We start from the raw sequence: 10,004 nt of genomic DNA, 5'->3' as shown, positions 1-10,004 counted from the left end.
CGTCCGGAGGTTGTTGTGAACAAGTCCCAGTTGGTTGACCGCATCGCCCAGCAGATCGAGGGCGGGCGGTCGAACGCCACCAAGGCCGTCGACGCGGTGTTCGACGCCATTCAGGAGGCCGTCGCGAGCGGAGAGAAGGTGACCATCACCGGCTTCGGCGTGTTCGAGCGGGTGGAACGTGCCGCCCGCACGGGTCGTAACCCGGCGACGGGTGAGCCCGTGCACGTCGCTGCCTCGGTCGTGCCAAAGTTTCGGCCCGGCTCCGAGTTCAAGTCGAGCGTCTCGGCGAGCAACGACTGACCATCGGTGCGGGCGCCGGGCTTACCGGTGCCCGCACCGCATGGCGTCGGCCAGCAGGTCGTGCTGGTAGTCCGACAGGCGAACGTCGTCCGGCCCGGTCGTGCGTCGTTCCCAGTGGCCGTCGGACTGCAGCACCCAGGCGGACACCTCGTCGGAGAACGCGTGGTCGAGCATCTGCCGCAGGGTGTCTCGCCGGTCCGGGTGCGGGACGCGCACGAGCGCCTCGATACGACGGTCGAGATTGCGGTGCATCATGTCCGCACTGCCGATCCAGAACTCGCCGGACGAGGTGAACTCGAGGACCCGGCTGTGCTCCAGGAACCGCCCCAGGATCGAACGCACGTGGACCGTCTCCGACAGGCCCGGCACTCCGGGCCGTAGGGCGCAGATCCCGCGGACCAGGCAGTGCACGGGTACCCCGGCGATGGAGGCGTAATACAGGGCGTCGATCACCTGCTCGTCGACGAGGCTGTTGACCTTGATGCGGATCCCGGATTCCCGGCCATCCCGGGCAGCCTGGGCCTCGGCTTCGATCCGCTGCAGGATGCCGTCCCGCATGTGCTGCGGGGCGACCAGCAGCGAGCGGTACTCCGTCTGCCGGCTGTAGCCGGTGAGGACGTTGAACAGGTCGGTGAGATCCGCGCCCACGTCCGGGTCGGCGGTCAGCAGCCCGAGGTCCTCGTAGAGCCGAGCGGTCTTGGGGTTGTAGTTGCCGGTACCCACATGGCAGTAGCGGCGCAGGCCGCCGTGTTCCTGGCGTACCACGAGGCAGGTCTTGCAGTGGGTCTTCAGGCCGATGAGACCGTAGACCACGTGGCAGCCGGCCCGTTCCAGCTCGCGGGCCCAGCGGATGTTGGCGCTCTCGTCGAACCGGGCCTTGATCTCGACGAGGACGACGACCTGCTTCCCCGCCTCGGCCGCGGCGATGAGGGCATCCACGATGGGGGAGTCCCCGGACGTGCGATAGAGCGTCTGCTTGATGGCGAGAACATGCGGATCGGCCGCCGCCTGCTCGATGAACCGCTGGACGGACGTGGTGAACGAGTCGTACGGGTGGTGGACGAGGACGTCGCCCTCCCGGAGCACGCTGAAGAAGTCCGGTGTCTCGCCCTCATCGGTCGTCAGCCGCGGATGTGTGATCGGGACCCGCGGCGTATCCCTCAGCTCCGGGCGGTCGAGGTCGTAGAGAGCCCACAGGGTCGACAGGTCGAGCAGGCCGGCGACCCGATGTACCTCGCGTTCGGTGATCTCCAGCTCCCGCATCAGCAGGATGAGCAAATCATCATCGATGTCGGCGTCCACCTCCAGGCGGACGGCGGGACCGAACCGGCGCCGGGCGAGCTCGCGCTCCAGGGCCTGGAGCAGATCCTCCGCCTCGTCCTCCTCGACCTCGAGGTCGGCGTTGCGGGTGACCCGGAACAGATGGGAGTCGATCACTTCCATGCCCGGGAACAGCTGGGAGAGATGGGCGGCGATCACTTCCTCCAGCGGGACGAAGCATGCGCTCGCCTGGGGGGCCAAGCCCCCCGGGACACCGGTCGTGCCCGTGGGCTCCACCGCCACGGGGATCAGCCGAGGAACGTTCTGGGGCACCTTTACCCGGGCGAAGCGGTCGACCTCCCCGCCCGGCTCACGGACCTGGACGGCCAGATTGAGCGACAGCCCGCTGATGTAGGGGAAGGGATGCGCCGGATCGACGGCGAGGGGGGTGAGCACCGGGAAGATCTGCTCGTGGAAATAGTGGTGCAGCTGATCACGCTGGGTCTCGGTCAGCTGGGACCAGAACCGGATGCTGATCCCGGCATGGGCCAGCGACGGCCCCACCTCTTCGGTGAAGCACCGCGAATGCCGCTGGGCGAGCTCGGCCGTCATCTTGCTGATGAGATCGAGTTGTTCCCGGGAGGTCAGCCCGTCGGCGGAACGGACGGCCAGTCCCGTCGTCTCGCGTCGCATCAGCCCCGCGACCCGGACCATGAAGAACTCATCCAGGTTGCTGGCGAAGATCGCCAGGAACTTCGCGCGCTCCAGCAGGGGCGTGGACACGTCCTCGGCGAGCGCGAGGACCCGGGCGTTGAAGTCGAGCCAGGACGCCTCCCGGTTGATGAAGCGGCCGGCGGGCAGGTCGGACGGCGCCGGCTGGCGCGGCGTCTCCAGAGGCTCGAGCAGGCCACTGCGGGCCTTGCGCTGAGGCTGTTCAGGATGGGTCGCCAGCAGCTCGCTCATGCCTGTAGATGGTGCCAGCCCCCGATGGACTCGGCAGCGTCGATCCGGCATCTCTGGCAGCGGGGGGCCGGATGGGACCCGTATCGCCGGTCTGACCCCGATCCGGACGCTGGCAGAGACCGCGCGGCACGCGAGGTATCCGCCTACTCTTTGTGATATAGCGATCACGCGCTACGGTGCCGAGGGGCGCCGTCGCGCTCGTTTGTATCTTGTCGTGATGTAGCCGGCCGTTTCCGTGGTCCGGTCGGATCCCTCTGCCCCAGGTGGCCGACTGCCCCAGGCGGCCGGCGCAGGGGGAGGAGGACGGGACGAGGGATGCTCGTCGACGCCGCCGCGATCGCCGCGGGCCTGACCGCGACACTAAGTTGTGCCCGGGCCGGTCGCCGTCTCGGTCGAGTACGGGGCCGCTGGCTGGTATGGCTGTCCTTCGCGCTGACGACCTGGACGGTCGGACAGGCCGGATGGATGCTGCACCGCTGGGACGGGGCATCGGTCGGAGGGCGGACCGCGACGGATGCCGGGTATCTCACCGACGTCGGCCAGCTCGCCATGCCGGTCCTCGCGCTCGCCGCCTTCGCGGCTGTTCCCGCGGGTCGGGCGCGTCGATCACGACCGCGCGCGGGCGTGCTGGCGCCGGCAGGGATGGCTGGCCTCGCTGGGGGCACCAACCGCTGGCCGCCGAGTTCCCCGCGGCTCACCCGCGTCGCCGGGGCGGGCGGCGAGGGGGCGGGCGCCGCCTATCCGCGCGCCAGTCCGGCCACCGCGTTCGACGAGGTCATACTCGGCAACTCCCTGTTCCTGCTCGCCTGGTCCGGGGTGCTCGCCGGGATCGACGAAGTGGACTCCTCCCGCCCGCCGCAGCCGGTGGAGCATCTCCTCGCGGTTGCGCATCCGATCGTCGTGCTCCTGCTGATCCTCGTATTCCTGCACGTGGCAGGCTTCCGGCAGCCGGTGGATCTGCCCGCCATCGCGATCGCCGGAACCGGACTGGTGTGCCTCGCGGTCGTCGGCGTGTGGATCGTTCAGCTCGACGACGGTGATCCCACGATGACGGGTTCCTGCTCGGTCGCCGGCGCCCTGTTGATCGTTCTTGCGGCATCGCGTGCCGGCCGGGAGGACGGCCGGGAGAACGGCCGCCGGCCCCGCCGATGGCCTGTTCGCGGCGAACTGCTCGGATGGCTGTGGCCGGCGGTACCCTATGTCGCCGCGGCCGTGGTCGCGGCGCTTCTGCTGGGGCGGGCCCACGGCGGAGTCGTTCTCGATCCGATCGAGATCATCGGGGGTGCGACGCTCGTCCTCACCGTCCTCGTCCGGCAGCTGACGACCCTGCGGACGAGTCAGCGGTTGGCGAGCCGGGTCTGCGAGGCCGAACACGAGGTGCGGCACTGGACATCCCATGACCCGTTGACCGAGCTGGCCAACCGCACCCTGTTCCAGCAGCGGCTCACCGACGCCCTCGCCGCGAGCCGCCACGACGGCCGTGACGTGGCCGTTCTGTACTGCGACCTCGACGACTTCCGGGTCGTCAACGACAGCCTCGGGCACGCCGCGGGTGATCATCTGCTGCGCGCGGTCGGGCAACGGCTACGACACTGCGTAGGCACGTCGGACACTGTGGCGAGGCTCGGCTCCGACGAGTTCGCCGTGCTGTTGGACGGTGGGCGGGAACTGCCCGAGACCGTTGCCGAACGGGTCCTGGCCGCGCTGCGCCAGCCGGCGCCGGCCGCCGGTCACCTCTGGCCGGTCCGCGGGAGTGTGGGGCTGGTCGTCGCGCGTCGGACCCAGGAGACCACCGAGGCGCTGCTCCGGCGGGCCGACACAGCCGTCCACACGGCAAAACGAACGGGAAAGAACCGTCTGGTGGTCTACCGGCCCGGGCTGTGCCCGCCCAGCGCCGGCACGCACCTCGCCGACGCCCTCGCCACCGCCCTGCGCAGGGGAGGACGGTCGGCCGGCTTCGACGTGCACTACCAGCCCATCGTGCGGCTGCGCGATCGCAGTCCGGTCGCCTTGGAGGCGCTCGCCCGATGGACGGAGCCGGGGCGTGGACCGGTGCCACCGGGCACCTTTGTTGCGGCCGCGGAGGACGGCGGCATCGTCGGCGCCCTCGACGACATGGTCCTCACCCAGGCCTGCGCGGAGGTCGCCGTGGCGTACCCGGCCTCGGCACTGCGGCTGCACGTGAACGTCTCAGCCAGCAGGGTTGCCGACACCATGCTGCTCGACAGCGTCGCCCAGGCGCTGGCGGCCAGTCGATTCGACCCGGGCAGGCTGGTGGTCGAGATCACCGAAACGAGCCGGATCGACGATCTGCGCGGCGCACGCGAGGTGCTGAACGAGGTTCGTGCGCTGGGGGTGGCGGTCGCGCTCGACGACGTCGGTGCCGGCCACAGCACATTGGCCGCCCTCCATCAACTGCCGGTGGACGTCGTGAAGCTCGATCGGACGCTGCTCGAACTGCCCAGGGACGGACACCGGGTGGCGACGATGCGTCGATCGATGATCAGTCTCGCGCACGCCCTCGGTGCCGTCGTCGTGGCTGAGGGCATCGAGCGGGAAGGACAGATCGCCGAGCTCGAGGAGCTGGGTTGCGAGCTGGGTCAGGGATACTTCTTCGCCCGACCTGGTCCGCTCGCGTCGCTCACGATCCGGCGCTGGGTTCCGCCTACGATCCCCGGCGGTACGGACAGCCCTGGCTCCGCCGAGGTGCCCGGTTCGCCGCCGGGTCCGCCGGAGTCCTCCGCCGCGAGCGGGGAGTGATACCCGGCGGTCAGCGCCGCCCTGGTGGCCCAGCCCACCCCCAGGTCCCGGGCCTGCGCCAGATCCGCCAGCGTGTCGACGTCACGTCGCAGTCCCGGTACCGAGCCACCGAGGGTTCCCGTCAGATCCACCGCTCCGGAGCGACGGTGCGTGGCGTGACTGTGTGGTCCGAATGCGGGCTGCAGGATGGCGCCGGCCGACGCGGTCAGCAGAACGGTTCCCGTTCCGGCCGCGTCGGCGAGAACCGCGCGACGGTGCTGGCTCGCCTCGGACAGCGCCTGATGCAGCTCGGGGGGGCGCAGCGCGGGAAGGTCGGCGGAGAGGGCAGCCACCGCACGGGTGGGCCAGCGGGCCGAGGCCAGCGCGGCGCCGTGCACCAGGGCGGGATTGAGACCTCGGTCGGGTTCGTCCGGAATCACGACGAGCCGAGCACCCCTCGCAGCCGGGGAAAGGTCCGGTTGATCTGCGCCGATATAGTGGAGATTGGGGAGAGCCGACAGAGCGTGGTCGGCCGTCTGATCGTTCGTCACGATCATCACGGCGCCGACCAGACTGGTCTCGGGCTCAAGTACCGCCGTCACCGTGTCCAAGGCCATCGCAAGGGCCAGCCGGCTCCGGTCGGGGCGGTCCAGCCGGGTCTTCGCCCGGGTGAGGTTCTTCAGCGGCAGCACGACTGTCCAGGACACTCCGTTTCGTGGGAGCCACACGAAGGCGACCATAGGCCATGCCGACCCCGTGGTGCCCCGGGTCCTCCGGGCGCGGGCTGAACGCCGGAGCCGTGGCGCGTCCCCGGCATGCGGCGCATCCTGCGTGGTACCCGTCAGATCGGCGTCTACGGTCAGAGTGAGGACGCGGCGGACGCGGCGGGATGCGAGGTGCGAGGTGCGAGGTGTCCAGCCGGCCGGACGTCGGTACCATGCGCGCGATCCATCCGGAGGGCACAATTATTGTCGATTCCCGCCACAAGGTAGAAAACGCCTCGATCGGTGTCGCCTTCCTCGTACCCATCGTCGGGGTTGCGATCGCTCCCCGCGCTCGGCCGGACGTTTCCCGGGGGACGAGGTGAGACGGGCCGCGGTGCTTACGGCCGGGTCCTGGGGAAGCGTGTTCGCGAAGGTCCTCGCGGATGCCGGAGCGCGGGTCAACCTGGTCGCCCGTGACCCTGAGATCGTCCGGGCGGTCAACACCCGCCATGTCAATCCGCGCTATCTGCCGGCGATCCAGCTGCCGGACCGGGTGCGCGCGATGTCCGACGCGGGGGAGGCGCTGGCCGGCGCGGAGTTCGTGGTGCTGGCCGTACCGTCTCAGGCGCTGCGCTCCGTCCTCGCGGGATGGGCGCCCCTGATTGGGCCCGACGCCGTCTACGTCAGCCTGATGAAGGGGGTGGAGGTGGGCAGTCAGTTGCGGATGAGCGAGGTCATCACGCAGGTCACGGGCGTGTCGCCGGACCGGATCGCGGTGGTGAGCGGTCCGAATCTGGCGCCCGAGATCGCCGCCGAGCAGCCGGCGGCGACTGTGATCGCCAGTACCTCGACGAGCACGGCGGAGGCCGTCCAGGCGGCGTGCTGGACGGCCTATTTCCGCCCCTACACCAACACCGACGTGATCGGCTGCGAGCTGGGCGGAGCGATCAAGAACGTCATCGCGCTGGCTGCCGGCATGCTGGAGGGAATGGGTTTCGGCACCAACAGCCTCGCCTCGTTGATGACGCGCGGCCTGGCCGAGACCCTCCGACTCGGGGTCGCGCTGGGTGCCGATCCGATGACCTTCGCGGGACTGGCGGGACTGGGGGATCTCGTGGCGACCTGCGGCTCCCCGCTCTCGCGCAACCGCACCTTCGGCGAGAAACTCGGGCGTGGCCTCACGCTCGCGCAGGTGGAGGCCGAACAGCAGCAGGTCGCCGAGGGGGTGCGCTCCTGCCGCCCCCTGCTCGCCATGGCCGATGACCTGGGCGTCTCCATGCCGATCACCCGTCAGGTCGAACGGGTCCTCTATGAGGGTCTTCCTCCGATGGAGGCCGTCAAGGATCTGATGAGTCGGGAGCCGGGCCCGGAGTACCGGCTCCGTCTCTGACCTGCCCGCGCGCCTGACCTGCCCGCGCCTGGCCCGGCAGCACCATCGTTCCGGTCAGGCCGGGGCGTGGTCGGTGCCGGGGGGCGAACCCACGGCCTGCGTGTCGATGAGCGATCCGATCGAGCGCAACTTACCCACCGGGTCCTCGTAACCGCGTTCGAGGAAACGGGTCCCGCGGATGACGCTGGTGCCGTCGGCCACCAGCGCGGCCAGCACGTAGGCAAAGCCGGCGCGCAGGTCGGGGATCGCCAGATCACCGCCGGTGAGGGAGGTCGGCCCGCTCATGACCGCCGAATGCTCGAAGTCCCGGGACGCGAACCGGCAGGCCTTCCCACCGAGGCACAGGGTCGACAGGGCGATGTCGGCGCCCATCTCGGCCAGCTGTCTGGTGTACCTGAACCGGTCCTCGTAGATCGTCTCGTGGATCACGGAGGCACCCCCGGCCTGGGTGAGCAGGACGACCAGGGGCTGCTGCCAGTCGGTCATGAACCCGGGGTGCACGTCGGTCTGCACATGTGACGCGGTCAACGGCCGGGCCCGGAAGAAGGTCATTCCCCGCGGGGTGACCTCGAACTCGCCACCGAGCCGGCGGAGGTGGTTGAGGAAGGTCGCCAGACGTTCCTGGCGGGCACCGACCACCTCCACCCTGCCGTCGGTGGCCACCGCGGCCGAGGCGAAGGACGCCGCTTCGATGCGGTCGTGGATCGGGGCGTGGGTGGCTCCCCGCAGTGCGCCGACCCCCTGCACCACGATCGTGCGGTCGACTTCCACGTCGACGAGGGCGCCCATCTGCTGCAGGAACATGATGAGGTCGATGACCTCGGGTTCCACCGCCGCATTCGAGATGACGGTCGTACCCTGTGCCCGGACCGCGGCCAGGAGCAGGTTCTCGGTCGCGCCGACGCTCGGGAACGGCAGTGCGACATGGGTGCCGTGCAGACCCAGCGTCTTGACCTGGACGGAACGTATCTGCTCGACGATCTCTGCACCCATGGCACGCAGGCCGGCGAGGTGGAAGTCGACGGGGCGCTTGCCGATCCGGCAACCGCCGGGCAGCGGGATCACGGCTTCGCCGACGCGGTGCAGGAGCGGGCCCATCATCAGGATCGGTATCCGGTTGACTCCGGAGTAGGCCTCGGACAGCGACGCGTCGATGATCTTTTCGGTGGCGAGTCGCACAGTGTGCTCGTCCAGCCACTCCACCTGAGTGCCGAGTTCGGCGAGCATGCCCAAGACCACGTCGACCTCGGCGATCCGAGGCACCCGGGTCAGGGTGCACGGCTCTGGCGTGAGGAGGGTGGCGACGAGCAGCTTGGTGACCGAGTTCTTGGCCCCGGACGCCTCGACCGAGCCGGTGAGCGGAGCACCGCCGACGATGCGGTACCATCTTCGGTCCGTGCTGGTGGATGGTACCACTCCCGAGCTGTGCGCCCCCACGGGCTACCTCCACGGTGATGATGCGGATGCGTGACGTGCGTCAGGTCACGTGCGGCGGGGCGATTGAACCAGACGCCACCGGCGCGGCCCGAGCCCGACTCTCAGGCCGCTACCTACGGTGACGATAGCCATGGTCTACCGGGCCGATCCCCGCGCCGAGCGGAAAGCCGCTGGCCAGGGCGCCACTGACGTAGGCCTTGGCGGACTGTGCGGCCTCGGCGTGACCACGCCCCTGCGCCAGGTGCGCGGCGATCGCGGAGGCCAGCGTGCAGCCGGTGCCATGGGTGTGCCGCCGGTCCAGGCGGGGGCTTCGGAGGACGACCTCGGTGGTCCCGTCGGTGAGCAGGTCGACCGCGTCGCCGGGAAGATGCCCGCCCTTCACCAGCACCCAGCGCGGGCCCAGGGCGAGCATCGCCTCGGCGGCTCTGGGCAGGCCGGCGACGTCCCGCACCTCCACCCCGGTCAGCAGACGTACCTCGTCGAGGTTCGGTGTGGCGATGGTGGCACGGGGCATGAGCTCCGTACGGACCACCTCGACCGCCTCCGGGGCCAGCAGGGGGTCGCCGTGCTTGGAGACGCTGACCGGATCGACCACGACGGGCACGTCGAGCCGCGAGAGCTCGGCGGCGACCAACGAGACCAGTGCGGCGGAGGAGAGCATCCCCGTCTTCACCGCGTCGACCCCGATGTCCGCCACGACCGCTCTGATCTGGGCTCGGACCGCTTCCGGAGGGAGATCCCACACACCATGGACGCCCAGGGAATTCTGTGCCGTCACCGCGACGATCGCACTCATGCCATGGACGCCGAGGGCGAGCATCGTCTTGAGATCCGCCTGGATGCCCGCGCCGCCGCCCGAATCCGATCCGGCGATCGTCAGTACGCGGGGCGGGGCGGGGCTCGGTCCCGGCGGCGGTTCGCTCCGGATACTCCGAGCGTTCGCGTGTCTCCTATTCATCGCTCTGGGTAGCGTCGTCGTGGTTGCCATCACAACCGGGTACCGAGCCGACCAGCTGACCCCCACGATTGGGGTTCCGGATGAGGCCGGGCGACCCCTCAGTCGGTCGCCGCCGGCCGATCTGAGGAAATTCCTCGACCTCGGAGGCTCTCATCCGGGCCGTTTGCCTGTTACCTTCTGTCGGCCCGTAGTTCTGCTCGACGGGCTGTCGACGTCCGACGAGGGAGCGTCTGTGGTCCACGCGTACATCCTT

At 69.9% G+C, this 10,004-nt stretch carries 6 protein-coding genes and 1 pseudogene; 3 read left to right on the top strand and 4 right to left on the bottom strand.

The annotated features are described in order from the left end of the window. The first annotated feature begins 15 nt into the window (after positions 1 to 15). Positions 16 to 300 (top strand): HU family DNA-binding protein, encoded by a 285-nt coding sequence (locus tag ACY45C_RS02935; RefSeq protein ID WP_011437995.1) that lies wholly within the window; start codon positions 16 to 18, stop codon positions 298 to 300. Between the two features lie 21 nt (positions 301 to 321). Here the strand turns inward: ACY45C_RS02935 and ACY45C_RS02930 are convergent, their stop codons facing one another. Further along, the gene (locus tag ACY45C_RS02930; protein ID WP_462186119.1) at positions 322 to 2,523 is read right to left on the bottom strand and encodes an RNA degradosome polyphosphate kinase; all 2,202 of its coding nucleotides are present in this window, start codon (positions 2,521 to 2,523) and stop codon (positions 322 to 324) included. A gap of 315 nt (positions 2,524 to 2,838) precedes the next feature. Here ACY45C_RS02930 and ACY45C_RS02925 point away from each other — a divergent pair. Continuing rightward, positions 2,839 to 5,088 (top strand): annotated as a pseudogene (locus ACY45C_RS02925) (putative bifunctional diguanylate cyclase/phosphodiesterase); the annotation flags it as partial. A 35-nt stretch (positions 5,089 to 5,123) separates the two neighbouring features. Here ACY45C_RS02925 and cofC read toward each other — a convergent pair. Then, positions 5,124 to 6,002 (bottom strand): 2-phospho-L-lactate guanylyltransferase, encoded by an 879-nt coding sequence (gene cofC, locus ACY45C_RS02920; protein ID WP_462186118.1) that lies wholly within the window; start codon positions 6,000 to 6,002, stop codon positions 5,124 to 5,126. A 343-nt stretch (positions 6,003 to 6,345) separates the two neighbouring features. Between cofC and ACY45C_RS02915 the strand changes: the two genes are divergently transcribed. Next, complete coding sequence (locus ACY45C_RS02915) at positions 6,346 to 7,356, top strand: NAD(P)H-dependent glycerol-3-phosphate dehydrogenase (RefSeq protein WP_462186117.1); 1,011 nt, start codon at positions 6,346 to 6,348, stop codon at positions 7,354 to 7,356. A 54-nt stretch (positions 7,357 to 7,410) separates the two neighbouring features. Here ACY45C_RS02915 and murA read toward each other — a convergent pair whose 3' ends face one another. Both murA and thiD read right to left on the bottom strand, forming a co-directional pair. Next, entirely contained in the window at positions 7,411 to 8,793 is a 1,383-nt protein-coding gene (murA, locus tag ACY45C_RS02910) for a UDP-N-acetylglucosamine 1-carboxyvinyltransferase (RefSeq protein WP_462186116.1), read from the bottom strand. Positions 8,794 to 8,902: 109 nt separating this feature from the next. Next, on the bottom strand, positions 8,903 to 9,751 hold the full coding sequence (gene thiD, locus ACY45C_RS02905) for a bifunctional hydroxymethylpyrimidine kinase/phosphomethylpyrimidine kinase (protein WP_462186115.1): 849 nt from the start codon (positions 9,749 to 9,751) through the stop codon (positions 8,903 to 8,905). Between the last annotated feature and the right edge of the window lie 253 nt (positions 9,752 to 10,004).

The organism is Frankia sp. CcWB2 (assembly GCF_977927585.1).
This window is presented reverse-complemented; position numbering and strand designations above follow the sequence as displayed.

Bases quoted from the DNA above. Each gene is read 5' to 3' on its own strand.
- cofC (WP_462186118.1), bottom strand. From the start codon at position 6,002: ATGGTCGCCTTCGTGTGGCTCCCACGAAACGGAGTGTCCTGGACAGTC.
- thiD (WP_462186115.1), bottom strand. From the start codon at position 9,751: ATGAATAGGAGACACGCGAACGCTCGGAGTATCCGGAGCGAACCGCCG.
- ACY45C_RS02930 (WP_462186119.1), bottom strand. From the start codon at position 2,523: ATGAGCGAGCTGCTGGCGACCCATCCTGAACAGCCTCAGCGCAAGGCC.